24 protein-coding genes are annotated in these 21,704 nt (G+C 67.0%); 15 read left to right on the top strand and 9 right to left on the bottom strand.

Annotated elements, in window-relative coordinates; translation table 11 throughout:
- Nucleotides 1–612 precede the first annotated feature (612 nt).
- Together ACWIEX_RS23085 and ACWIEX_RS23080 are read left to right on the top strand one after the other, a co-directional pair.
- Nucleotides 613–2,637 (top strand): M23 family metallopeptidase, encoded by a 2,025-nt coding sequence (locus ACWIEX_RS23085; RefSeq protein WP_454035257.1) that lies wholly within the window; start codon nt 613–615, stop codon nt 2,635–2,637.
- A 112-nt stretch (nt 2,638–2,749) separates the two neighbouring features.
- Nucleotides 2,750–3,667, top strand: a complete 918-nt coding sequence (locus tag ACWIEX_RS23080) for an AEC family transporter (protein WP_454035256.1) — start codon at nt 2,750–2,752, stop codon at nt 3,665–3,667.
- Nucleotides 3,668–3,672: 5 nt separating this feature from the next.
- Here ACWIEX_RS23080 and gluQRS read toward each other — a convergent pair whose 3' ends face one another.
- Nucleotides 3,673–4,569: a tRNA glutamyl-Q(34) synthetase GluQRS gene (gene gluQRS, locus ACWIEX_RS23075; RefSeq protein WP_454035255.1), complete on the bottom strand. Its 897-nt coding sequence runs from the start codon at nt 4,567–4,569 to the stop codon at nt 3,673–3,675.
- A 221-nt stretch (nt 4,570–4,790) separates the two neighbouring features.
- Between gluQRS and ACWIEX_RS23070 the strand changes: the two genes are divergently transcribed.
- On the top strand, nt 4,791–5,435 hold the full coding sequence (locus tag ACWIEX_RS23070) for a DNA-3-methyladenine glycosylase family protein (protein ID WP_454035254.1): 645 nt from the start codon (nt 4,791–4,793) through the stop codon (nt 5,433–5,435).
- 172 nt (nt 5,436–5,607) lie between these two features.
- Here the strand turns inward: ACWIEX_RS23070 and ACWIEX_RS23065 are convergent, their stop codons facing one another.
- Nucleotides 5,608–6,387, bottom strand: coding sequence for an HpcH/HpaI aldolase family protein (locus ACWIEX_RS23065; RefSeq protein WP_454035253.1), 780 nt, complete (start codon nt 6,385–6,387; stop codon nt 5,608–5,610).
- A 153-nt stretch (nt 6,388–6,540) separates the two neighbouring features.
- A complete protein-coding gene (locus ACWIEX_RS23060; RefSeq protein ID WP_061966535.1) occupies nt 6,541–6,864 on the bottom strand; it encodes a DUF1476 domain-containing protein in 324 nt (107 codons plus the stop codon).
- Between the two features lie 314 nt (nt 6,865–7,178).
- Between ACWIEX_RS23060 and purC the strand changes: the two genes are divergently transcribed.
- The 4 genes from purC to purQ all read left to right on the top strand — a co-directional run bounded on the left by purC (nt 7,179) and on the right by purQ (nt 9,627).
- On the top strand, nt 7,179–7,973 hold the full coding sequence (gene purC / locus ACWIEX_RS23055) for a phosphoribosylaminoimidazolesuccinocarboxamide synthase (protein WP_061966534.1): 795 nt from the start codon (nt 7,179–7,181) through the stop codon (nt 7,971–7,973).
- A 41-nt stretch (nt 7,974–8,014) separates the two neighbouring features.
- Entirely contained in the window at nt 8,015–8,602 is a 588-nt protein-coding gene (locus ACWIEX_RS23050) for a hypothetical protein (RefSeq protein ID WP_454035252.1), read from the top strand.
- 83 nt (nt 8,603–8,685) lie between these two features.
- Nucleotides 8,686–8,928, top strand: a complete 243-nt coding sequence (gene purS, locus ACWIEX_RS23045) for a phosphoribosylformylglycinamidine synthase subunit PurS (RefSeq protein ID WP_061966532.1) — start codon at nt 8,686–8,688, stop codon at nt 8,926–8,928.
- 3 nt (nt 8,929–8,931) lie between these two features.
- A complete protein-coding gene (gene purQ / locus ACWIEX_RS23040; RefSeq protein ID WP_454035251.1) occupies nt 8,932–9,627 on the top strand; it encodes a phosphoribosylformylglycinamidine synthase subunit PurQ in 696 nt (231 codons plus the stop codon).
- A 182-nt stretch (nt 9,628–9,809) separates the two neighbouring features.
- Here purQ and ACWIEX_RS23035 read toward each other — a convergent pair whose 3' ends face one another.
- The 4 genes from ACWIEX_RS23035 to ACWIEX_RS23020 all read right to left on the bottom strand — a co-directional run bounded on the left by ACWIEX_RS23035 (nt 9,810) and on the right by ACWIEX_RS23020 (nt 11,794).
- The gene (locus ACWIEX_RS23035; protein ID WP_454035250.1) at nt 9,810–10,403 is read right to left on the bottom strand and encodes a DsbE family thiol:disulfide interchange protein; all 594 of its coding nucleotides are present in this window, start codon (nt 10,401–10,403) and stop codon (nt 9,810–9,812) included.
- Nucleotides 10,400–10,585, bottom strand: a complete 186-nt coding sequence (gene ccmD, locus ACWIEX_RS23030; protein ID WP_454035249.1) for a heme exporter protein CcmD — start codon at nt 10,583–10,585, stop codon at nt 10,400–10,402. The genes ACWIEX_RS23035 and ccmD overlap by 4 nt, the downstream gene beginning before the upstream one ends.
- Nucleotides 10,582–11,343 (bottom strand): heme ABC transporter permease, encoded by a 762-nt coding sequence (locus ACWIEX_RS23025; protein ID WP_454035248.1) that lies wholly within the window; start codon nt 11,341–11,343, stop codon nt 10,582–10,584. Before ACWIEX_RS23025 ends, ccmD begins: the two co-directional genes overlap by 4 nt.
- A gap of 109 nt (nt 11,344–11,452) precedes the next feature.
- Nucleotides 11,453–11,794 (bottom strand): hypothetical protein, encoded by a 342-nt coding sequence (locus ACWIEX_RS23020; RefSeq protein WP_454035247.1) that lies wholly within the window; start codon nt 11,792–11,794, stop codon nt 11,453–11,455.
- 103 nt (nt 11,795–11,897) lie between these two features.
- Here ACWIEX_RS23020 and ACWIEX_RS23015 point away from each other — a divergent pair, with 103 nt between their 5' ends.
- Nucleotides 11,898–12,122 (top strand): hypothetical protein, encoded by a 225-nt coding sequence (locus ACWIEX_RS23015; RefSeq protein ID WP_454035246.1) that lies wholly within the window; start codon nt 11,898–11,900, stop codon nt 12,120–12,122.
- A gap of 8 nt (nt 12,123–12,130) precedes the next feature.
- On the opposite strand, the gene ccmB is transcribed toward ACWIEX_RS23015, so the two are convergent.
- Both ccmB and ccmA read right to left on the bottom strand, forming a co-directional pair.
- Complete coding sequence (gene ccmB / locus ACWIEX_RS23010) at nt 12,131–12,799, bottom strand: heme exporter protein CcmB (protein ID WP_454035245.1); 669 nt, start codon at nt 12,797–12,799, stop codon at nt 12,131–12,133.
- On the bottom strand, nt 12,796–13,419 hold the full coding sequence (gene ccmA / locus ACWIEX_RS23005) for a heme ABC exporter ATP-binding protein CcmA (RefSeq protein ID WP_454035244.1): 624 nt from the start codon (nt 13,417–13,419) through the stop codon (nt 12,796–12,798). The genes ccmB and ccmA overlap by 4 nt, the downstream gene beginning before the upstream one ends.
- Before the next feature lie 235 nt (nt 13,420–13,654).
- Between ccmA and acnA the strand changes: the two genes are divergently transcribed.
- The 7 genes from acnA to ACWIEX_RS22970 all read left to right on the top strand — a co-directional run bounded on the left by acnA (nt 13,655) and on the right by ACWIEX_RS22970 (nt 21,663).
- Nucleotides 13,655–16,354 (top strand): aconitate hydratase AcnA, encoded by a 2,700-nt coding sequence (acnA, locus tag ACWIEX_RS23000; RefSeq protein WP_454035243.1) that lies wholly within the window; start codon nt 13,655–13,657, stop codon nt 16,352–16,354.
- Nucleotides 16,355–16,558: 204 nt separating this feature from the next.
- On the top strand, nt 16,559–16,840 hold the full coding sequence (locus ACWIEX_RS22995; protein ID WP_047580420.1) for an acyl carrier protein: 282 nt from the start codon (nt 16,559–16,561) through the stop codon (nt 16,838–16,840).
- A 143-nt stretch (nt 16,841–16,983) separates the two neighbouring features.
- Nucleotides 16,984–17,448 (top strand): 3-hydroxyacyl-ACP dehydratase FabZ family protein, encoded by a 465-nt coding sequence (locus tag ACWIEX_RS22990; protein WP_454035242.1) that lies wholly within the window; start codon nt 16,984–16,986, stop codon nt 17,446–17,448.
- Nucleotides 17,445–18,578 carry a beta-ketoacyl-ACP synthase gene (locus tag ACWIEX_RS22985; RefSeq protein WP_454035241.1) on the top strand — a complete coding sequence of 378 codons (1,134 nt, stop codon included), beginning with the start codon at nt 17,445–17,447 and terminating at the stop codon, nt 18,576–18,578. Before ACWIEX_RS22990 ends, ACWIEX_RS22985 begins: the two co-directional genes overlap by 4 nt.
- A gap of 10 nt (nt 18,579–18,588) precedes the next feature.
- The gene (locus ACWIEX_RS22980) at nt 18,589–19,869 is read left to right on the top strand and encodes a beta-ketoacyl-ACP synthase (protein ID WP_454035240.1); all 1,281 of its coding nucleotides are present in this window, start codon (nt 18,589–18,591) and stop codon (nt 19,867–19,869) included.
- Nucleotides 19,866–20,612 carry an SDR family oxidoreductase gene (locus ACWIEX_RS22975; RefSeq protein ID WP_454035239.1) on the top strand — a complete coding sequence of 249 codons (747 nt, stop codon included), beginning with the start codon at nt 19,866–19,868 and terminating at the stop codon, nt 20,610–20,612. Before ACWIEX_RS22980 ends, ACWIEX_RS22975 begins: the two co-directional genes overlap by 4 nt.
- A 28-nt stretch (nt 20,613–20,640) precedes the next feature.
- Nucleotides 20,641–21,663 carry a zinc-binding dehydrogenase gene (locus ACWIEX_RS22970; RefSeq protein WP_454035238.1) on the top strand — a complete coding sequence of 341 codons (1,023 nt, stop codon included), beginning with the start codon at nt 20,641–20,643 and terminating at the stop codon, nt 21,661–21,663.
- Nucleotides 21,664–21,704 lie beyond the last annotated feature (41 nt).

Below are 21,704 nucleotides of genomic sequence, written 5' to 3'. Positions count from 1 at the left end.
CCGTCCGGCGAACCGGCCTAAGCCCCAGCGTCCTAAGGAAGCGCAGAAGAGGCGCCGCTCAGCGGCGGCGCCGTCTCGATGGCCGGTTTATAGGCCAGGCCCGGATCGGAAGTCAACACGCTCGATGAAGTTTTTTTGACGGAGCGCGTTTCTTTTTCCCAAGGCGGCCGAAACCCGCCTGCAGGGCCCGTTTCCCGGGGTTTTCGCCGGGTTCGGCGCCCGCTTGGCTCTGCCCTGCGGCGGCTGACCTGCCGTGCCGCCGTCGGGGCGCGTCAATTTTGTCAGGCAAGGATCGCGGGATCGAGAAGCCCGAGTGTCCCGCCTCGCTCGCCGTGCCGTTTCCAATCGATGAGTCAGCATTCGGAAAGCCGGTATTTGGGTACGCGCGCGCGCGCGTGTGACCCGAGACACCGCGAAGGCAGCGCAGGCCGTTTCCCAAAACAGCCGCAATCTCTCCGCAGAGGAGATCGTCCACGACTGAGCGGATTGATTCCGGCTCCCGGCGCGGGCATGGTCCTGGCGCGCTTTCGCCAGGACGCGCTCAGGGCGCCTCCGCTGTGCGGGGTCGCCGTCGAGATTTCGAGACAGCCCGCAAGAAGCAGCCGCGACGATATGAACGCCCATCCCGAGTTCGCACAGCCGGTCGAGCCGCTTGCCCCCGAGGCGGCGGCCCTGCTGGTCGATCTCGGCATCGAGCCGCCGATCCAGCCCGGCGACTCGCGCCAGCAGCCGCTCGACCGTCGCGGCGTCTCGCTGCGCTGGCTTTTCGCCTGCGCCCTCGTCGGCTCCTGCGGCGCAGCCCTGCTCGGCGCGGCGATCCTCGTGGCGATGCGCGGCGACACCAGCTATCCCGAGCAACCCGAGACGGTCGCCATCCGCGCCGCCTCGGCCGCGGGCGATGGCGGCGGGGCCCGCAAGGCCGACAAGCTGGTCACCGACCAGCCAGTCATGTCGGCGCGCCATACCATGCGAGCGCCGATGTCCCAGCGGACCGGCGACCGCGAGGTCATCCGCGTCCGCCCCTTCGTCCGCCTCGCTTCCAATCTGTCGCTCACGACCGGCGTCTACGCTTCCAATATCCCGCCCTTCAATCCGTTGCGCCTCTTCGCCGAGGGCGGGCAGCCCGAGGAGCGCTATGCCGAACCGGCCCAGGACATGCCGGATGCCGACGTCACCATCGTCAAGCGCGACCTGGACGATCTGACCCTGCCCTCCGGCAAGGCACAGCTCAGCGACGCCGAAGTCATCGCCCAGATCGAGGAAGAGCGCGCCAACATGGCGAATTCCGGTCGCCAGCGCGCGCTGCCGATCCCGCCGCAATTGATGCTCAGTCGCACGCTGACCGGTGCGGCGGCGCCGGGCACCGATCTGCTGGCCTATGCTCCCGCGACCGATACCCGGTTCTCGGGGATCGAGGTCCGTGTCGTCCCGGAGAACCTGACCAACGCACCGAAGACGCCGATCCCCGCCTCGCGCGAGCCCCTCGTCGAAGACAAGCTGCTGATGGCCAAGCGCGGCGAGAATTTCGAGCAGGTCATGCGCGGCGCCGGCGTCGCCCCCGAGCAGATCCGCACGATGATCACGGCCTTCGGCGGCAAGGTCCGCACCTCGGCCCTGCCTGATGGCCAGGTCCTGCAGGTGCTCTATGCGCCGGGCCCTCGCCCCGGCGATCCCCGCCAGATCATGCGCGTCTCGCTGCTCAGCAACGGCCAGCCCGACGCCACGATCGCGATGAACGACAAGGGCGCCTTCGTGCCCGTCGACCTGCCACGCCAGGATGCGACCGGTCCGCAGAAGCCGCCGCGGCGCAATACCGAAGACGGCGACGAGGACGAGGGTTCGGGCGGCGCCCGGCTCTATGAGAGCCTCTATGAGACCGGCGCACGCCACGACCTGCCGCGACCGCTGGTCGACGAGCTCGTCCGCATCTTCTCCTACGATCTCGATTTCCAGCAGCGCGTCCATGGCGGCGACAATCTGGAGGTGATCTTCACCGAGGAGGATGAAGGCGAGCGTGCCGAGATCCTGTCCGCGACCCTGACGGTCAATGGCGAGGCGCGCCGGGTCTTCCGCTACCAGTCGCCGGATGACGGGCTGATCGAGTATTTCGACGACGAGGGCAAGTCGCTCAAGAAGTTCCTGCTGCGCAAGCCGATCGCCGATGGCGAGCTGCGCTCCGGCTTCGGCATGCGCTACCACCCGATCATGCGCTATTCGAAGATGCATACCGGCGTCGACTGGGCGAACCGGATCGGCACGCCGATCCTCGCCGCCGGCAACGGCACCGTGCTCAAGGCTGGCTGGTCCTCCGGCTACGGCAAGCACACCGAGATCCAGCACGCCAACGGCTACGTCACGACCTATTCGCACCAGTCGAACTTCGCCGCCGGCATCGTGCCGGGCGCCAAGGTCCGGCAGGGGCAGGTCATCGGCTATCTCGGCTCGACCGGCCTCTCAACCGGCCCGCACCTGCACTACGAGGTCCTGGTCAACGGCAATTTCGTCAACCCGATGAAGATCCGCGTGCCGCGCGGACGCGAGCTGCAAGGCCCGACGCTCGCCGAATTCAAGCGCCAGCGCGACGAGATCCGCAGCCTGATCGAGAAAGCCGGCGGCACGCTCGCTCAATTGCGCTGAGCGCATGACGGCAGGGCGTTCCGCCGCCCGCCACGCTCCCGCAGCTTGACAGCACGCGCGCAAGCGGACACCGCGGAAGCAGGCATTCCTCTATCGCGCGAGTTCCGAAGCCATGGTCGCTTCCCTCCTCGTCGTCCTGCCCGTCTTCGGGCTGATCGGCCTTGGCTATCTCGCGCGCTGGACCAGGCTCCTGCGCGAAACCACGGGCGAGGGCCTGTCGGATTTCGTCTTCGTCCTCGCCGTGCCCTGTCTGCTGTTCCGCACGCTCGCCAAGGCCGACATTCCCCTGACCCAGCCATGGGGCTACTGGGTCGCCTATTTCGCCGGCCTCGCCGTGGTCTGGGCGCTGGCCATGGTCATCGCCTCCCGGTTCTTTGCCCGCAAAGGGCCTGAGCTTGTCGTTTCCGGCTTTGCCGCCGCGCAGTCGAACACCGTCTTCGTCGGCGTGCCGATGATCCTGAAGGCCTATGGCGATGCCGGCGCCGTGCCGCTCGGCCTGCTGCTCGCCGTCCATCTGCCGGTCACGATGACGGCCGCGACCTTGCTGGCGGAGGGGCGCTCGGCCTCGATCCCGCTGCTGATCAAGCGCCTCTTCACCCATCCGATCATCATCGGCATCATCCTGGGCTCGGCCGCGCGCCCGATCGTCCCCTTCATTCCCACGCCTGTCTGGACGCTGGTCGACCTGCTCGCCGGTGCCGCCGTGCCCTGCGCGCTCATCAGCCTGGGCATCGCGATGCGTCGCTACGGTCTCGAATCGGGGCTCGCCCTGCCGACGGTGCTGAGCGGGCTGAAGCTCGGCCTGCATCCGCTCCTGGTCTATTGGCTGGCGACTTGGGTCTTCGAAATGCCGGCCCACTGGTCCGGGGTGGCGGTGCTGTTCGCCGCCTGCCCCTGCGGGATCAACGCCTATCTCTTCGCCGAGCGCTACCGGCAGGGCGTGGCCGACGCATCGAGCGCGATCACGCTCTCGACGCTGTTCTCGCTGTTCACCACCGCCGCCTGGCTGACCTTCCTCGGCGTCGGCTGAGCGCTTCAGGCGAAGCCGAGCCGCTCGCGGATACCCATCGCGGTGACGCCATCAATCCGCAAAGCCGCGAGGCTCTGCGAAGCCCGACTCTTGGCGAGTTTCTGCCCGTCATCGTCGAGCAGCAGGCGATGGAAGTGATAAAGCGGCGTCGGCAGGCCAAGCAGATGCTGCAACAGGACATGGATATCCGTCGCCGCTTCCAGATCGCGGCCACGCACGACATGGGTCACGCCCTGCAGCGCATCGTCGACGGTGACGGCGAGGTGATAGCTTGTCGGCACGTCCTTGCGGGCGAGCACGACGTCGCCCCAGCGTTCCGGCGCAGCCTGGACGGAGTGCCGGGCGTCATCCGCATCGAAGACGGTATAGCCCAATGATCCCCCCGCTGCCGCGATCGCCGCCGCCATGTCGAGGCGCAACACATGCGGCTCGCCGGACGCGATGCGCCGCGCGGCCCCGTCCGGACTGAGCCCCTTGCAGAGGCCGGGATAGAGCGGCGCGCCATCGGGATCGACCGGCCAGGGCCGTCCGGTGGTCGCTTCCCGGGCCGCGACCGCGTTGCGGATCTCCTGCCGGGAGCAGAAGCACGGATAGACCAGCCCGCGCCGGCTCAGGCTCGCGAGCGCTCGGGCGTAATCGTCGAAGTGCTCCGACTGCCGGCGGAAGCCGGGCTCGAACCGGATGCCCAGCCACTCCAGATCCGACTCGATGCCCTCGACGAATTCCGGCCGGCACCGCGTCAGGTCGATATCCTCGATCCGCAATAGCAGGCGCCCGCCGAAGCGATGGGCCATCATCTCGTTGGTCAGGGCCGACAGCGCATGGCCGAGATGGAGGCGGCCGTTCGGGCTCGGGGCGAAGCGGAAAACCGGCCGGCTGGAATCGGGTGGAGCGGACGCCATTTAATCTGTCTAAGACCGAATCCGATTGAACTGAACCGTCATTGCGAGCGAAGCGAAGCAATCCAGGGGGCGAGGCGTCGCGCCGGGCCCCCTGGATTGCTTCGTCGTTCCACTCCTCGCAATGACGATCACATGTCGGCCGGATCAAACCGCGCCATGGACAGCGCGCACACCACTCCCTGCTGACGAAACCCGTCGCCTCTGCCATCGATACCGACACCATGATCGAGAGAATCACATCCAATGCCGATCTCGAGGAAGGCATGGCCGCGCTGGTCGCCCTTCACCCGGGCTGGCAGCCGATCGTCGCGCGCACCGGCCTGCCGCCGCTCAGGCTGCGCGAAGGCGGCTTTGCCGGCCTCGCCGCGATCATCGTCTCGCAGCAATTGTCGGTCGCCAGCGCGCGGGCCGTCTGGAACCGGTTCGCCAGCGTTTTCGTCCCGCTGACTCCTGAGCGTGTCCTGGCCGCGACCGATGACGACATGCGCCTGTCCGGCCTGTCGCGGCCAAAACAGCGCACCTTGCTCGCGCTCGCGACTGCTTTAGTCGAGCGCCGCTTCGCCTTCGAGGCGCTCGACCACGCCTCTCCGGAGGAGGTCCATGTCCGGATGACGGCGATCTCGGGCATCGGTCCCTGGACAGCCGATGTCTATCTGCTGTTCTGCCTGGGACATCGCGACGGCTTCGCGGCCGGCGACCTCGCCATCCAGGAAGCCGCCCGCCACGCCTTCGGCCTCTCGGCCCGCCCGAAACCGGCCGAGCTTCAGGCCATGGCGGAAGCCTGGCGGCCCTGGCGCGGCGTCGCCGCGCGGCTGCTCTGGGCGGACTACGCCCTGCTGAAACGTCGCGAGGGCATCAACGCCTGAGCGCGTCGCATTTTCAATAAAGAACGCCGGTCATCCCGGACGCAGCGAAGCGGAGATCCGGGATCCATTCCTGAGCTTCGATCGGCCGCGCACCGGAATGAATCCCGGGACAAGCCCGGGATGACGGCGTGTTTCCTCATCAGAACGATGAGCGAAGAGACATGATCCGGGATCAGCCCCGCGTGATCTTCAGCGCCGCCTGCGCGGCCGCCTTCAGCATCCCGGAATCGCTCATCACCGTGACCATGCGGGCGCCCATTTCGAGGCCCTGCTTGGCGCGCTCCGCCGTCGCGCAATAGAACGCGACCGGCTTGTTCACTGCCGCAGCGCGGGCGACGACATGCTTGAGCGCCTCGTCGACCTCGCGCGCGGTCGCATCGACCTTCGCTCCGCCCGAGAGCGCGATCGACAGGTCAGACGGCCCGACGAACAGCGCGTCGATCCCGTCCAGCGCCAGGATATCGTCGACGATCGCCATCGCCTCGCGGGTCTCGATCATCGCGAAGGTCAGCGAGAAGCCGTTGGCGGCCTTGAGATAGCTGTTCTGGTCGAGGCCCGACGCTCCGAGGCCGCCATAGCTGCCCCAGCTCCGCTCGCCCATCGGCGGATATTTGGCATAGGCGGCGAAGCGGCGGGCATCCTCCATCGTGTTGATCATCGGCGCGATGACCCCGGAGACGCCGCTGTCGAACAGCTTCGAGACGTTCTGGAACTCGCCGACCGGAATGCGCGCGATCGCGGGTTTGCCGGCGGCATTGATCAGCGGAATGGCGCGGATGACCTCGGCCAGCGTGATCGGCCCGTGCTGCATGTCGAGCGTGATCGCGTCGAAATCCTCCTGCGCGAGGACCGCCGAGATGGAGGGGTCCGGCAGGCCGCACCAGGCCGAGACGATGCTGTCCCCCTTGGCGAAACGATCGGCGAGGGAGGACAGGACGGTGGGCTTGGCCATGGTGCGTTCATCCGGTTCGAAGCCGCGCTTCGGACGTCGCGGCCAGCGACGCAAGGTTGACCAGTGCGGAGCCGGAAAAGCAAACGGGCGCCCATGCGCCCGTTTCAGAGACGTTCTGCGTCAGCCGGGATGCGACCCCGGGCAGGTACAATCTTACCGGCCAGCCTGGATGTCGTCGGCCGCCTTGATCAGCAGCTCGGTCATCACGGTGCGGATCTCGGTATCCGCGACGGTGATGCCGGCGAGCGCGAAGTCGTTCTTGACCTTGCGCACCACGTCCTCGTCGCCGGCCTCCTCGAAATCGGCCACGACGACCGACTTGGCATAGGCTTCGGCATCCGCCCCGCTCTTGGCGAGCTTCTCGGCAGCCCAGAGCCCGAGCAGCTTGTTGCGCCGGGCGGTCGCCTTGAAGCGCAGCTCCTCGTCATGGGCGAACTTGTTCTCGTAGGCGTCCTTGCGCTGGTCGAAGGTCGTCATGCGGCGTCCATGTCCTCGTCTGGGGAAATACCGTCCAATCATATAGGTTGCCGGTCGAGCGAGGGCCAGCCTCGATCCGTGTCTTCAGCGGTCTTTAAGCGTCCGCAGGCGCCCAAATGCCGGTTTGTTGCGTTTGCGGCGCGGAGGCTCCATATAGCAGGCGCGGGGCCACCTCCGGTGTTTCCGCACCAACCGGCACCGTTGCCGCCGCTGGATTCGCACCCGCCGAGTCCGACAGGCCGACGGCACCGGCAAGAACAGAACAGGGGCCAGATCCCGCCGCGACCCCATCGCGTCCAGAGAAGGGCCGACCTTTGGATTTCCTCAAGCCACGGTACATACCCATGAATCGCCGCCGTCGCATTTACGAAGGCAAGGCGAAGGTCCTCTATGAAGGACCCGAGCCCGGTACGCTGATCCAGCACTTCAAGGATGACGCCACCGCCTTCAATGCCAAGAAGCATGAAGTGATCGACGGCAAGGGCGTGCTCAACAACCGCATTTCCGAGCACATCTTCTCGAATCTCAACGATATCGGCGTGCCCACGCATTTCATCCGCCGGCTGAACATGCGCGAGCAGCTCATCCGCGAGGTCGAGATCATCCCGCTCGAAGTCGTCGTGCGCAACATCGCCGCCGGCTCGCTGGCGACGCGCCTCGGGCTCGAGGAAGGCACGCAGCTGCCGCGCTCGATCATCGAATTCTACTACAAGAACGACGCGCTCAGCGACCCGATGGTCTCGGAAGAGCACATCACCGCCTTCGGCTGGGCGACGCCGCAGGAGATCGACGACATCATGGCGCTGGCCATCCGCGTCAACGACTTCCTCTCCGGCCTGTTCTTGGGCGCCGGCATCCGCCTCGTCGACTTCAAGATGGAGACCGGCCGCCTCTGGGAAGGCGAGATGATGCGCATCGTCGTCGCCGACGAGATCAGCCCCGATTCCTGCCGCCTCTGGGACATCAAGTCCAAGGACAAGATGGACAAGGACCGTTTCCGCCGCGACATGGGTGGCCTGATCGAGGCCTATTCCGAAGTCGCCCGCCGCCTCGGCATTTTGGGCGAGAACGAGAACCCCGGCCCGGCCGGCCCGCGCCTGGTGCAGTGAGCGCCATCGCGGCGCCATTATCGCCGATGAAACGGGAGCGCATGCGCTCCCGTTTTCATGTCGTGGCTCTGACCCTCGCCGGCAGCCTCCTGCTTGGTGCCTGCTCGCACCATTTCGGGCCGGGCATCGCCGACCTGCCGGCCTCGCAGGGCTGGCAGCCGCTGCCGATCGGCTCCTGGGTGCTGAACGACGGGCTCGAAGCCCGCTCGATGGTGTTCTGCCCGCGCGACAGCTGCGCGCGCCAGGGCTTCGCCGCGGTGATCGCCCTCGAAGGCGACCAGGCCCGCGACATGGAACAGGCCCTCTCGGAAAGTCCGGCGAGCCTGGGCCAGGCCTTCGCCCGGCTGGCCGCCGCGAAGGCGGCTGAGCGCCGCAAGGCGCAGCGCAAGCAGAAGAAGAAGCCGGACGCGAAACCTGAAGCCCGCAGCGCGACCGACGTCGCCCGCATCGATTCGACCGAAGCCAAGGGCGTTCTCGTCACGATCCGCTCGCTCGACAAGACGGATCGCCAGGCTGTGACCGCGATCATCTATGGCCGCGAAACCGATCGTCTCGTCCTGGCACTCGCGGTGAGTGAGACGGCCGAGGCCGCTCGCCGCGATGCCGAAGCCGCATGGCGCAGCCGCTGATTCACGTGAAACGGCGGGAAACGGTTGAGCCCGCCCCGATTCGCCTCTAAAGCACGCCGATAAAGCCCCGCTCGGAGATCCCCATGAAAGCCCGCGTCACCGTCACCCTGAAGAACGGCGTGCTCGATCCGCAGGGCAAGGCGATCGAAGGCGCTCTGAAGTCGCTCGACATCGCCGGCGTCGAGTCGGTGCGCCAGGGCAAGGTCTTCGACATCGAGCTTTCGGGCTCGGACAAGGCCGCCGCCGAGGCCGCCCTCAAGGCGGCCTGCGAAAAGCTCCTCGCCAATACCGTGATCGAGAACTACCGCGTCGAGATCGGAGCCTGAGCGATGAAAGCCGCCGTCATCACCTTTCCCGGCTCCAACCGTGACGGCGACGTCGCCAAGGCGCTGAAGCAGGCCGGCGCCGAGGTCACCCATATCTGGCACGGCGATACCGAGCTGCCGGCCGGGACCGATCTCGTCGTGCTGCCGGGCGGCTTCTCCTATGGCGATTACCTGCGCACCGGCGCCATCGCCGGCCGCGCCCACATCATGGACGCAACCCGGGCTCATGCCGCCCGCGGCGGCTATGTGCTGGGGATCTGCAACGGCTTCCAGATCGCCTGCGAGGCGGGGCTCCTGCCCGGCATCCTCGTGCGCAACGCCCATCTGAAATTCGTCTGCAAGCGCCAGCATCTCAAGGTCGAGCGCAACGACACGCCCTATACGAGCGCCTATGCCAAGGACCAGGCGATCGATGTCTGCATCGCCCATGGCGAGGGCAACTACATCGCCGATGCCGAAACGCTCGCCCGCCTCGAGGGCGAAGGCCTCGTTGCCTTCCGCTACGCGGATGCGCTGGGCAACGTCACGCCCGAGGCAAACCCGAACGGCTCGCTCAACGGAATCGCCGGCATCTATTCGCCCGGCTTCAACGTGCTCGGCCTGATGCCGCACCCGGAAAACCTGATCGATTCGCTGGTCGGCGGCACCGACGGGCGCGGCCTGTTCGAAAGCCTCGTCGGCTCCAAGCGCGCGGCCTGAAGCGTGGCGGCCGCTTCCCTTCTCCCCCTTGCGGGAGAAGGTGGCTCGGCGAAGCCGAGACGGATGAGGGGTCGCGCGAACCTCTCCGATTGGCGCGCAACTGATCACAAAACGATTCAAGGCAGCGCGACCCCTCACCCCAGCCCTCTCCCGCAGGGGGAGAGGGGGCGGGTCGCGCCCTATCAGCGCGCCTTCAGCGCCCGCTGCAGCAGCTTGCTCGCCGCCGCCTGATCGAGCGGGCCGACATGCTTTTCCAGGATATGGCCGTCCGGCCCGATGACGAAGGTCTCGGGCACGCCGTAGACGCCCCATTCGATCGCGCCACGCCCGGCGCGGTCTGCCCCGACCGCCGAGAACGGATTGCCGAGCGCGCCGAGGAATCGGCGGGCATTCTCGGCCTCGTCCTTGTAGTTCATCCCGACCAGCGCGACCTTGCCCTGCTTCACCGCATCGGTTTCGGCGAGGCCCATCAGCACGGGATGCTCGACCCGGCAGGGCGCGCACCAGCTGGCCCAGACATTGACCAGCGTCGCTTTTCCCCCGGCGAGATCGGCATTGCCGAAGGCCGGCACCGGCTTGCCCTCCCGCTGCAGCCCCTCCAGCGGCGCGAGCGTGATCGCCGGGGCAATGCGTCCGATCAGGGCGGAAGGCACCTTGCTCTTGTCGCCAGTGAACAACCCGATGCCGAAGACGACGGCCAGGAGCCCGAAAATGATCAGCGGCGCGAGGAAGACCAGCGGCGATCGCCGCGCCGGCGCAGTTTCGATTTGGCTCATGCCGCCTCCCGGCCCGAACGACGGCCGGCACCGCGGCGCTCCAGCGCATGGAGCGCCCGCTTCTGGGCGGCATGGTCGCGCAGGATCGCGAGCGTCAACCCGATGAGGACGATTGCTGTGGCGCCATAGGAGGCCAGGATGAAGCCGGCATGCGGCCCGATTGCGTCGAGAAGCCCGGTCATGCCGGTGCTCCCTGTACCGCCAGCCGGTCCAGTCGTTCGGCCTCGAGGATCGTCAGCGTCCGTACGCGCCGGCGCATGATCTCGGCGCGCATCGCAACCATGTGCAGCGCCAGCGCGAACAGCGTGAAGCCGACCGCGAGGATCAGGAGCGGCCAGAGCATCGCAGGATGGATCGTCGGCCCGCCCATGCGCAGCACCGAGGCCGGCTGGTGCAGCGTGTTCCACCAGTCGACGGAGAACTTGATGATCGGCACGTTGACGAAGCCGATCAGCGTCAGGATGGCGACGGCCCGCGCCGCCCGCGAGGGCTCGTCCAGCACCCGCCAGAGCGCGATGATGCCGAGATAGATCAGCAGCAGCACCAGCATGGATGTCAGTCGCGCATCCCAGACCCAGTAGGTGCCCCACATCGGCTTGCCCCAGAGCGCACCGGTGACCAGGCAGACCAGCGCGAAGCAGGCCCCGATCGGCGCCGCCGCCTTCTGCGCGACATCGGCCAGCGGGTGGCGCCAGACCAGGGTGCCCAGCGCCGAAAGCGCCATCATCGAATAGAACATCATGGCGAGCCAGGCGGCCGGCACATGGATGAACATGATGCGGATGGTCTCGCCCTGCTGGTAATCGGCGGGTGCCTTGAACCAGGCGAGATACAGGCCCGCGACGATCAGCAGCGTTGCGATGGCGGCAAGCCACGGCAACAGCGCGGCCGAGAACCGCATGAAGCGCGTCGGATTGGCGAGGTCGATCAGGCTGGCCATGGTGCCGGCGATGTCAGTTGCGGGGGCTTGAGCGCCATGAGCGCAGCTTTAGCAATCTCGACGGGTTCCAAGCAATGCATGCCTGGGGGCTGCGACAATCACGCTTCGGCTAGGCGTCCTCGTCCGACGAGGCATCCGCGCCGCCCTTGTCGACGATGCCGAACTGTTTGGACTGGACGCCTTCGCCGGCAATGTCGAAGCCTTCGGCGGCAAGGCCGCGCCGCAGTAGTTCGCGCACGGCGGCAGCCCGGCTCGGCATGCGCTTGGCGAAGCGCCAGTTCTCAAGGGCGCGCAGCTCGCTCTGGCTGAGCATGATCTGGAGGCGTTCGCCCCGTTCGTCCGACGACATTCTTGGCGCCACCACATCAAAATGAGTAAGTGACGATAACAGCGCCTGAGGCTGCGATGCAAGCACCTGATCCAATGCCTGCAACGACGATGGTTCCTGCAATTTATTATCTTGCTAAACTACTGAAAATATTATTCTTTTTTGAGATTTCGATTGCCTCAGCCCTTGCCTTGCGCTAGCTTCACCGTCAGGAGGATCAACGATGTTGATCAAGCTGTCGGAAGACATGCAGCGCGCCGTCGAGATGAAGGTGCGCAGCAAAATCGACGAGGTGCTCGTTCTCGACGTCAACGCTACCGCCGAGGAAATTCGCCGCGCTTTCGTCGAGCAGAACGTCGCGCTTGAGGATATTGCGGTATCCGTCGCCAAATTCGCGACCCAATGCGGCTACCCGGTCGAATTCGCACCGCAGGCGCTCCAGCACGCCTGAAACCAGGCCTACTCGGCCGCTCTCAGGGCTGCCGCGGCAGCCACCGTGCCGACGACAATCGCACCCAGCGAGATCGCGCACAGGATCAGGAACGGCGTCAGGAAGGGCACGGTGCCTCCGACAGCCGCATTCGCGGCGGACACGCCGAAGATCAGTACCGGAACCGTCAAGGGCGCAACCAGCACGGGCACGATCAGCCCGCCCCGCCTGAGGCTCGCGGCCAGCGCCGCCCCCCCCGCCCCGATGAAGCTCAAGGCCGGCGTCCCCACCAGAAGCGTCGCGACCAGCGGCAACACACCCTCGCCCGGCAACGCCACCAGCAGGCCGAGCAATGGCGAGACCAGAGCCAGCGGCAGACCCGTCGTCAGCCAATGCGCCAGCCCCTTGGCCAGCACCGCCAGTTCCAGCGGCAGGGCCGAGGCGCGGATCAGGTCGAGCGAGCCGTCCTCCTCGTCGCTCTGGAACAGCCGATCGAGCCCGATCAGCACCGAAAGCAGCGCCCCCAGCCAGAGAATCGCCGGACCGATCCGCGAGAGCAGGTTGAGATCGGGCCCAAGTGCGAACGGCACCAGCACGACCATCGTCAGGAAGAAGACGAGCGCCAGCTCGCCACCGCCGCCGGCCCGGCTCGCGACGGCGAGATCGCGCTTCAGGATAGCAAGGAAAGCGCGCTTCACGGCCCGATCCTGACTTCGCGCGCACCCTCGATCCCGAGCGGCCCGTGGGTCGCAGCGAGAATCGCGCCGCCCTCGGCGAGATGACCGCGCATCAGCCCGGCGACCATCGCCTGCGAAGCCGCATCGAGCGCCGAAAGCGGCTCGTCGAGCAGCCAGTAGGGTCGGCGCGACACCAGAAGCCGCGCCAGCGCGACGCGCCGCCGCTGCCCGGCCGACAGATAGCCCGCCGGCAGTTCCGCCGCATGGGCCAGCCCGACGACCGCCAGCGCCTCGTCAGGGGTCGCAGCAGCATCGCCCAACACATCCTGAGCGAAGGCGAGATTTTCGCGGGCCGTCAGCGCCGTCTTGAGCCCGTCGCGATGCCCGACCAGATGCGAGATCTCGGCAAGCTCGGCCTCGTCCTCGCTCCCCTCCAGCCGGATGCTGCCGCCATCGGGCCTGAGCCGGCCGCAGAGCATGGCAATCAGGCTCGACTTGCCGGCGCCATTGCGGCCGGTCAGCGCGATCGCCTCGCCCGGGCGAAGCACGAAGCTCAAGCCTTCGAAGATCAATCGGCCGCCGCGGCGGCAGGCGAGATCTTCGGCGTGAAGGCTGGTCGGTGGGAAGGAGGCGGGTTTCAAGCCAGCGCTGCCGCAGATATGTCCGAGCTCATTTCGTTCATCTAGCGCGCTTCTTGGAATTGCTCTATAGAACCCGCGGCTACGCCGCACGCCGATCCGGCGCGGGGCTCGGGCACTCCCGAGGCGGCGCGCGCGTCATGCGCATTAGGCCTTCGAACGGCATCGTCCGCAAGGGCAGTATCCCTTGAAGACATGTCGGTCGCGACCGCAACCCCTTGATCAGGATCAAGCCCGAATGGCCTCGCTCGACTCATTCAAAGCCCGCAAGACGCTCACCGCCGGCGGCAAGACCTACACCTATTATTCCCTCCCCGATGCCGAGAAGAACGGCCTGCCCGGCATCTCGAAGCTGCCCTTCTCGATGAAGGTGCTGCTCGAGAACCTGCTGCGCTTCGAGGATGGCCGCTCCGTCACCAAGGCCGATATCGAGGGCTTCGTGGCCTGGCTCGACGACAAGGGCACCGCCGGCAAGGAAATCGGCTTCCGCCCGGCCCGCGTGCTGATGCAGGACTTCACCGGCGTTCCGGCCGTTGTCGACCTCGCCGCGATGCGCGACGGCGTCAAGGCGCTCGGCGGCGACGCCCAGAAGATCAACCCGCTCGTTCCCGTCGATCTCGTCATCGACCACTCGGTCATCGTCGACGAGTTCGGTACGCCCAAGGCGCTCGCCCAGAACGTCGAGCTCGAATACGAGCGCAACGCCGAGCGCTACAAGTTCCTCAAGTGGGGCCAGGGCGCCTTCGACAATTTCCGCGTCGTCCCGCCCGGCACCGGCATCTGCCACCAGGTCAACCTCGAATACCTCGCCCAGACCGTCTGGACTCGGCTTGAGACCATCGACGGCGCCGAGGTCGAGGTCGCCTATCCCGACACGGTCGTCGGCACCGACTCGCACACCACCATGGTCAATGGCCTCGCCGTTCTCGGCTGGGGCGTCGGCGGCATCGAGGCCGAGGCCGCGATGCTCGGCCAGCCGCAGTCGATGCTGCTGCCTGAGGTGATCGGCTTCAAGCTGACCGGCTCGCTCAAGGAAGGCATCACCGCGACCGACCTCGTGCTCACCGTCACCCAGATGCTGCGCAAGAAGGGCGTCGTCGGCAAGTTCGTCGAGTTCTTCGGCCCCGGCCTCTACAATCTGACGCTGGCCGACCGCGCGACGATCGCCAATATGGGCCCGGAATACGGCGCGACCTGCGGCTTCTTCCCGGTCGATGCCGAGACGCTGGACTATCTCACCACCACCGGCCGCAAGTCCGACCGGATCGCGCTGGTCGAGGCCTACAGCAAGGCGCAAGGGCTGTTCGCCACCCGCGAAACGCCGGATCCGGTCTTCACCGACACGCTCGCGCTCGATCTTTCGACGGTCCAGCCCTCGATGGCCGGCCCGAAGCGTCCGGAAGGCCGCGTCGATCTCTCCGGCGTCAAGGCCGGCTTCGCCGCCGCGATGGACACCGAGTACAAGAAGGGCGCCGAGCTTTCGCGCCGCGTCGAGGTCGAGGGCGAGGATTTCGATCTCGGCCATGGTGACGTCGTCATCGCCGCCATCACCTCCTGCACCAACACCTCGAACCCGTCCGTGCTGATGGCGGCAGGCCTGCTCGCCCGCAACGCCGTGGCCAAGGGCCTCAAGGTCAAGCCCTGGGTGAAGACCTCGCTGGCGCCCGGTTCGCAGGTCGTCGCCGAATATCTCGCCAAGTCGGGCCTGCAGAGCGATCTCGACAAGCTCGGCTTCAACCTGGTCGGCTTCGGCTGCACCACCTGCATCGGCAATTCCGGCCCGTTGCCGGCGCCGATCTCGAAGACGATCAACGAGAAGGGCCTGATCGCGGGCGCCGTCATCTCCGGCAACCGCAACTTCGAAGGCCGCGTCTCGCCGGACGTGCAGGCGAACTACCTGGCCTCGCCGCCGCTGGTCGTCGCCTATGCGCTCGCCGGCTCGGTCCAGATGGACCTGACGACGCAGCCGATCGGCCAGGGCTCAGACGGCAAGGACGTCTACCTGAAGGACATCTGGCCCTCCAACAAGGAGATCCAGAGCTTCATCCAGCAGAACGTCACCCGCGCCATCTTCGAGGCCAAGTATGCCGACGTCTTCAAGGGCGATCAGCACTGGCAGGCGGTGAATGCGCCGACCTCGGAAACCTATGCCTGGGACGACGATTCGACCTATGTGCAGAACCCGCCTTATTTCCAGGGGATGCACCGGAAGCCGGACGCGATCACCGACATCAAGGGTGCACGCATCCTTGGCCTGTTCGGCGACAAGATCACCACCGACCACATCTCGCCTGCCGGTTCGATCAAGGCCGCCTCGCCGGCCGGCGCCTATCTCACCGAGCATGGCGTCGCGGTGGCCGACTTCAACCAGTACGGCACGCGCCGCGGCAACCATGAGGTCATGATGCGGGGCACCTTCGCCAATATCCGCATCCGCAACCACATGCTCGGCCCGAACGGCCGCGAGGGCGGCTACACCATCCACTATCCGACGAAGGAAGAGCTGCCGATCTACGACGCGGCGATGAAGTACCAGGCGGAGAAGGTGCCGCTGGTGATCTTCGCCGGCGTCGAATACGGCAACGGTTCGTCGCGCGACTGGGCGGCGAAGGGCACCAATCTGCTCGGCGTCAAGGCGGTGATCGCCCAGAGCTTCGAGCGCATCCATCGCTCGAACCTGGTCGGCATGGGCGTCGTTCCCTTCACCTTGCAGGAAGGCACGAGCTGGGCCTCGCTCGACCTGAAGGGCGACGAGATGGTCACCATCCACGGCCTCGCGAACGTCAAGCCGCGCCAGATGATGGAAGCCGAGATCACCTATGCCGACGGCGCGGTGAAGAAGGTGCCGATCCTCTGCCGCATCGATACGCTGGACGAGATCGACTACTACAAGAACGCCGGCATCCTGCATTACGTGCTGCGCGGCCTCGCCGCGTAAGCGCAAACGCAGCAACGAGACAGGTCATGGCCGGCGCAAGCCGGCCATGATGCATAGGGGGCGCCTCCCGGTTGTCCTCGCGCCCGCCGCAGTGTAAGGGGGCGGTTCAGTCATCCTCGGTGGCGACTTGGGGCAGGCGCAGGGCGATATCCCGCGCTCGGATGTCGTCCGCCATCACCGATACCAGACGGGAGCACCCGCAGCATGTCCGCCACGTTCGAGACGGTCGCCGGCATCATTTCCGAAACCTGCGATATTCCGCGGGAGAAGATCACGCCCCAGAGCCACGCGATCGAAGATCTCGGCATCGATTCGCTGGCCTTCCTCGACATCGCCTTCGCGATCGACAAGGCCTTCGGCATCAAGCTGCCGCTCGAGCAGTGGACGCAGGAAGTCAACGAGGGCAAGGCCCCGGCCGAGCAGTATTTCGTGCTCGAGAACCTCTGCAAGCGCATCGACGACCTCGTCGCCGCCAAGAAAGCCTGAATCCGTCAGGCGTGATCGTCTTCCGCCGCCGCCGGACTTGAGCCGGCGCGCGGCTCCCGATAGAGCATAGGGGCCGTTGCGCGGATCGACCGATCCGTGTCGCGGCCTTGCGCCGTTCTGGCGCCGACTGAGTCAAGGATCGCATGCGCCTCGAATATTTCGACATGATCGACAGGGTCGTGACCTTCGATCCGTCGCAGAAGCGCATCGTCACGCGCTCTACCGTCCCCGCCGAAAGCCCAGTCTTCGAGGGTCACTTCCCCGGTCACCCGCTCGTGCCCGGCGTGCTGCTGACCGAGACCATGGCGCAGGCCTCGGGCTATCTCCTGCTCGGCCTCAACGGGCTCTCGCAGATGCCGTTCCTGATGACGGTCGACAAGGCGCGCTTCCGCACCTTCGTCGAGCCCCGTACCGAGCTGGAAACCAGCGCCGAGCTGGTGATCGAAGGTTCCGGCTACGCCGCGACCAAGGTGAAGCTGACCAGCGAAGGCAAGCCGATCTGCGATGCCGAGCTGCGCTTCCGCCTGATGCCTTTCCCCGCCGATATGCGCGCGCTGATGCAGAGCCGCATCGAGACAATCGGCCTGACGCCGGAGCCTGCCCCATGAACCGCCGCGACGTGGTGATCACCGGCATCGGCATCGTCTCCAGCCTCGGCGAGGGCATCGAGACGCATGCCGCCGCGCTCGCGGCAGGCAGCCCGCCGGTCGTCGATACCGAAGGCTTCAAGCCCTATCCGGTCCATCCGCTTGCTGCACTGGAGCTGGACAGGCAGATCCCGAAGAAATCCGACCAGCGCCAGATGGAGCCCTGGCAGCGGCTCGGCGTCTACGCGGCCGGCCTCGCTCTCGATTCCGCCGGACTGAAGGACGACACTGAGGCGAAGAGTGCCCTGCAGGTCATCGTCGCCGCCGGCGGCGGCGAGCGCGACCATGCCGTCGATGCCGCCATTCTCGAAGGCCTACGCGGCGCGGGCGAGCCCGGCGCCTTCCTCAACGAGCGCCTGATGGGCGATCTCCGGCCGACGCTTTTCCTCGCACAGCTCTCCAACCTGCTCGCCGGCAATATCGGCATCGTCCACGGCATCACCGGTCCATCCCGCACCTTCATGGGCGAGGAGCAGGCCGGCGTCGACGCGATCCGCACGGCCCATGCCCGCATCGCCTCGGGCCAGTCCGACCTGATGCTGGTCGGCGGCGCCTACAATGCCGAACGCCGCGACATGCTGCTGCTCTTCGAGCTCGGCGGTTATCTGCGCCGCGACGACTTCAAGCCGGTCTTCGAGCGCGAGAGCGCGCCAGGCCTGATCACCGGCAGCGCCGGCGCCTTCCTCGTTCTCGAATCGGCCGAGCGCGCCGCTGCGCGGGGCGCCAGGGCCTATGCGAAACTGACCTATGCCGGCGCCGCCCGCAGCCGCCGTGCCGCCGGCACCGTCGAGACCGCTCTGAACGGCTTGCTGGCCGGCTTCGGCCCGATTGCCGGCGATGCGCTGGCCATTTCCGCCGCCACCGGCTGCGCCGGGATCACGGGCGAGGAAGCCGCGGCCCTCGCCACAGCCGCTCCAGCCGCGAAGCGCATCGCGGCCGGCGATCTGGTCGGACACGGCGTCGAGGCCGCCTTCCCGGTTTCGGTCGCGCTCGCCGCGATCGCGCTGTCAGTTGGGCAGGCCAGGGAGGCGATCGTCACCGGCGCCGGCCATTGGCGCGGTGAAGGCGCCGCGCATCTCGTTCAAGCGTGAGGTTGAAGCCATGACCACGCATCGCGACGCCAAGGGCCGTCCGCTCGTCGCCGTCACCGGCCTGGGTGTCGTCACCTCGCTCGGCCAGGGCAAGGACGTCAACTGGCAGGCCCTGACATCAGGAAAATCCGGCATCCACCGCATCGACCGCTTCCCGACCGAGGGCCTCAAGACCAGCATCGGCGGCACCGTCGATTTCCTGTTCGACGGCCCGTTCACAGCCCCCCAGCTCTCGGAGAAGCTCGCGACGCTGGCGGCCGAGGAAGCCATCGGCCAGAGCGGCATCGGCACCGCCGGCGATTTCCCCGGCGAGCTCTTCATGGCGGTACCGCCGGTCGAGATGGAATGGCCGCAGAAGCAGGAGATGGCCCGGGCCACCTCGGGCGAAGCCGATTACGACGGCCTGCTGCGCACCGCCGCGACCGGCCAGTTCCGGGCGATGCACGAGCTCTTCGTCTTCGGCGGCGTCGCCGACCATATCGCCGACCGCTTCGGCACCAGGGGTTCGCCGATCTCGCTCTCGACCGCCTGCTCCTCGGGCGCGACCGCGATCCAGATGGGCGTCGAGGCGATCCGCCGGGGCGATACCCAGGCTGCCCTCTGCATCGGCACCGACGGCTCTATTCATGCCGAGGCGCTGATCCGCTTCTCGCTGCTCTCGGCGCTGTCAACCCAGAACGATCCGCCGGAAGGCGCTGCCAAGCCCTTCTCCAAGGGCCGCGACGGCTTCGTCATGGGCGAGGGCGCAGGCGCCCTGGTGCTGGAGGATTACGACCATGCGCTGGCGCGCGGGGCGACCATTTTGGGCATCGTCGCCGGCTGCGGCGAGCGTGGCGACGGCTTCCACCGCACCCGCTCGAGCCCGGACGGCAAGCCCGCGATCCTCGCCATGCAGGACGCGCTGGCCGATGCCGGGCTGACGCCCGACGACGTCGACTACATCAACGCCCACGGCACCTCGACGCCCGAGAACGACAAGATGGAGGCGATGAGCTGCGCCGCCGTCTTCGGCGAGCGCATGGCGCGCCTGCCGATCTCCTCGAACAAGTCGATGATCGGCCACACGCTGACGGCGGCCGGCGCGGTCGAGGCGGTGATCTCCTTCATGACCATCGCCAACGGCACGATCCCGCCGACGATCAACTACGCCAATCCCGACCCGGCCATCGCGCTCGACGTCGTGCCGAACGAGGCGCGCAAGGCGAAGGTCAGGACGGTGATCTCCAATTCCTTCGGCTTCGGCGGCCAGAACACCTGCCTCGTGCTGACGGCGCCTCCGGAGGCTGCATGACAAAAATCCTCGTCACCGGCGGCGCCAAGGGCGTCGGTGCCGCGATCGTGCGCACGCTGGCCGCAGCCGGCCATGATGTCGATTTCACCTTCCGCTCCTCCGCCGATCAGGCGAAGGCGCTGGCGGAGGAGATTGCTGCGAGCCATCCTGGCCGCAGCATCGTCGCGCTGCCGCTCGACCTCTCCGACAAGGAGGCGCTCGACGCCTTCTGCGAGGCGCGCGAGGGCGAGAGCTATTTCGGCCTCGTCCACAATGCCGGCCAGCCCTATGATTCGCTTGCCGCGATGATGGTGCAGGACAAGGCCGAAGCCGCGATGCAGGTCAATTTCTGGGCCTTCACCCGCCTCGCCAAGAGCCTGATGCGCGCCATGATCCGCGCCCGCGCTGGCCGCATCGTCGCGATCGGCTCGGTCGCGGCCTTGCGCGGCAATCCCGGCAACGCCGCCTATGCGGCCTCCAAGGGCGCGCTGATCTCCTATGCCAAGACGCTCGCGGTCGAGACCGGCAAGCGCGGCGTCACCGTCAACGTGATCGCGCCGGGCTTCGTCGATACCGACATGATGGCGCCCTACGCCGCCTATCGCGACAAGATGCAGGCGCAGATTCCCGCGGGCCGCTTCGCCAAACCCGAAGAGGTCGCCGGCCTCGCCGCCTTCCTGATGAGCGAGCCCGCCGCCTATATCACCGGCACCGTGCTGCCGATCGATGGCGGCGTGACGGCCCAGCTCGGCGTTCATCGCTGACACGATTGTTCTGAAAGGTCGAAAACCGATGCGTTCCCTCCAGCTCCACGGCGATCGCGACCTGCGCCTGGAAGAGATCGAGCCGCCGCCGCCGCCCGCTCCGGGCGAGGTGCAGATCCGCATCAAGGCGGTGGGCCTGAACTATCTCGATCTCTGGGGCTTCCGCGGGATGGCCTTCGCCAAGCGCAAGATGCCGCAGGCTGCAGGCGTCGAGGCTTCCGGCGAGATCGTCTGCGTCGGCGAGGGCGTGACCGGCTTTGCGCCCGGCGACACCGTCACCGCCTATGGCGCCGATACCTGCGGCCAGTGCAAGGCCTGCCGCGAAGGCCGCGACAATCTCTGCGAGAATGTCGCCGGCATCATGGGCTTCCATATCGACGGCTTCGCCCGCGAATTGCTCAACCGCCCGGCCCGCCTCACCATCAAGGCGCCGAAGGGCGTCTCCTTCGAGGATGCCGCCTGCGCGCCGATCGGCTTCGGCACGGTCCAGCACATGCTGTTCGACAATGCGAAGCTGGAGCCCGGCGAATCGGTGCTTGTCCATGCCGGCGGCTCCGGCATCGGCACGGCGGCGATCCTGATGGCGAAGGCGATCGGCTGCACGGTCTTCACCACCGTCGGCGACGACGAGAAGGGGGCCAAGGCCAAGGCGCTCGGCGCTGATCACGTCATCAACTACCGCGAGGACCGCTTCGAGGGCGTCGTGCGCAAGCTCACGGGGCGCAAGGGCGTCGATGTCGTGTTCGAGCATGTCGGGGCCGACACCTGGAACGGCTCGCTGCTCTGCCTCAAGCGCGGCGGCCGGCTCGTCACCTGCGGCGCGACCTCGGGCCCCTCGGCATCGATCAACCTGATGCAGCTCTTCCAGCAGCAATACCGGATCACCGGCTCCTTCGGCTGCCGCATCGAGAATATCGCGCAATCGCTGGAGAAGATGGCCGGCGGCATGAAGCCGGTGATCGACTCGGTCTTCCCGCTCGCCGAATTCGAGAAGGGCCTCGCCCGGATCGAGGGCCGCAAGGTCTTCGGCAAGGTCGTCATCGCCTTCTGACCGGGACCTGTTTCCCGCCAAGGACTTGACGCGGGCGACTT

The sequence above is a fragment of the Allobosea sp. NPDC055353 genome (genome assembly GCF_053644975.1).
The sequence above is the reverse complement of the archived record's forward strand: the minus strand, read 5'-3'. Positions and strand labels throughout refer to the sequence as shown.

Excerpts from the sequence above, each read along its gene's own strand:
- ACWIEX_RS22970 (WP_454035238.1), top strand. The coding sequence starts at position 20,641 with ATGCGTTCCCTCCAGCTCCACGGCGATCGCGACCTGCGCCTGGAAGAG.
- ACWIEX_RS22985 (WP_454035241.1), top strand. The coding sequence starts at position 17,445 with ATGAACCGCCGCGACGTGGTGATCACCGGCATCGGCATCGTCTCCAGC.
- ACWIEX_RS23070 (WP_454035254.1), top strand. The coding sequence starts at position 4,791 with ATGATCGAGAGAATCACATCCAATGCCGATCTCGAGGAAGGCATGGCC.
- ACWIEX_RS23050 (WP_454035252.1), top strand. The coding sequence starts at position 8,015 with ATGCGCTCCCGTTTTCATGTCGTGGCTCTGACCCTCGCCGGCAGCCTC.
- ACWIEX_RS23080 (WP_454035256.1), top strand. The coding sequence starts at position 2,750 with ATGGTCGCTTCCCTCCTCGTCGTCCTGCCCGTCTTCGGGCTGATCGGC.
- ACWIEX_RS22975 (WP_454035239.1), top strand. The coding sequence starts at position 19,866 with ATGACAAAAATCCTCGTCACCGGCGGCGCCAAGGGCGTCGGTGCCGCG.
- gluQRS (WP_454035255.1), bottom strand. The coding sequence starts at position 4,569 with ATGGCGTCCGCTCCACCCGATTCCAGCCGGCCGGTTTTCCGCTTCGCC.
- purQ (WP_454035251.1), top strand. The coding sequence starts at position 8,932 with ATGAAAGCCGCCGTCATCACCTTTCCCGGCTCCAACCGTGACGGCGAC.
- ACWIEX_RS22990 (WP_454035242.1), top strand. The coding sequence starts at position 16,984 with ATGCGCCTCGAATATTTCGACATGATCGACAGGGTCGTGACCTTCGAT.
- ccmD (WP_454035249.1), bottom strand. The coding sequence starts at position 10,585 with ATGACCGGGCTTCTCGACGCAATCGGGCCGCATGCCGGCTTCATCCTG.
- ACWIEX_RS23035 (WP_454035250.1), bottom strand. The coding sequence starts at position 10,403 with ATGAGCCAAATCGAAACTGCGCCGGCGCGGCGATCGCCGCTGGTCTTC.
- ACWIEX_RS23065 (WP_454035253.1), bottom strand. The coding sequence starts at position 6,387 with ATGGCCAAGCCCACCGTCCTGTCCTCCCTCGCCGATCGTTTCGCCAAG.
- ACWIEX_RS22980 (WP_454035240.1), top strand. The coding sequence starts at position 18,589 with ATGACCACGCATCGCGACGCCAAGGGCCGTCCGCTCGTCGCCGTCACC.
- ACWIEX_RS23060 (WP_061966535.1), bottom strand. The coding sequence starts at position 6,864 with ATGACGACCTTCGACCAGCGCAAGGACGCCTACGAGAACAAGTTCGCC.
- ACWIEX_RS23085 (WP_454035257.1), top strand. The coding sequence starts at position 613 with ATGAACGCCCATCCCGAGTTCGCACAGCCGGTCGAGCCGCTTGCCCCC.
- purS (WP_061966532.1), top strand. The coding sequence starts at position 8,686 with ATGAAAGCCCGCGTCACCGTCACCCTGAAGAACGGCGTGCTCGATCCG.
- acnA (WP_454035243.1), top strand. The coding sequence starts at position 13,655 with ATGGCCTCGCTCGACTCATTCAAAGCCCGCAAGACGCTCACCGCCGGC.
- ACWIEX_RS23025 (WP_454035248.1), bottom strand. The coding sequence starts at position 11,343 with ATGGCCAGCCTGATCGACCTCGCCAATCCGACGCGCTTCATGCGGTTC.
- ACWIEX_RS22995 (WP_047580420.1), top strand. The coding sequence starts at position 16,559 with ATGTCCGCCACGTTCGAGACGGTCGCCGGCATCATTTCCGAAACCTGC.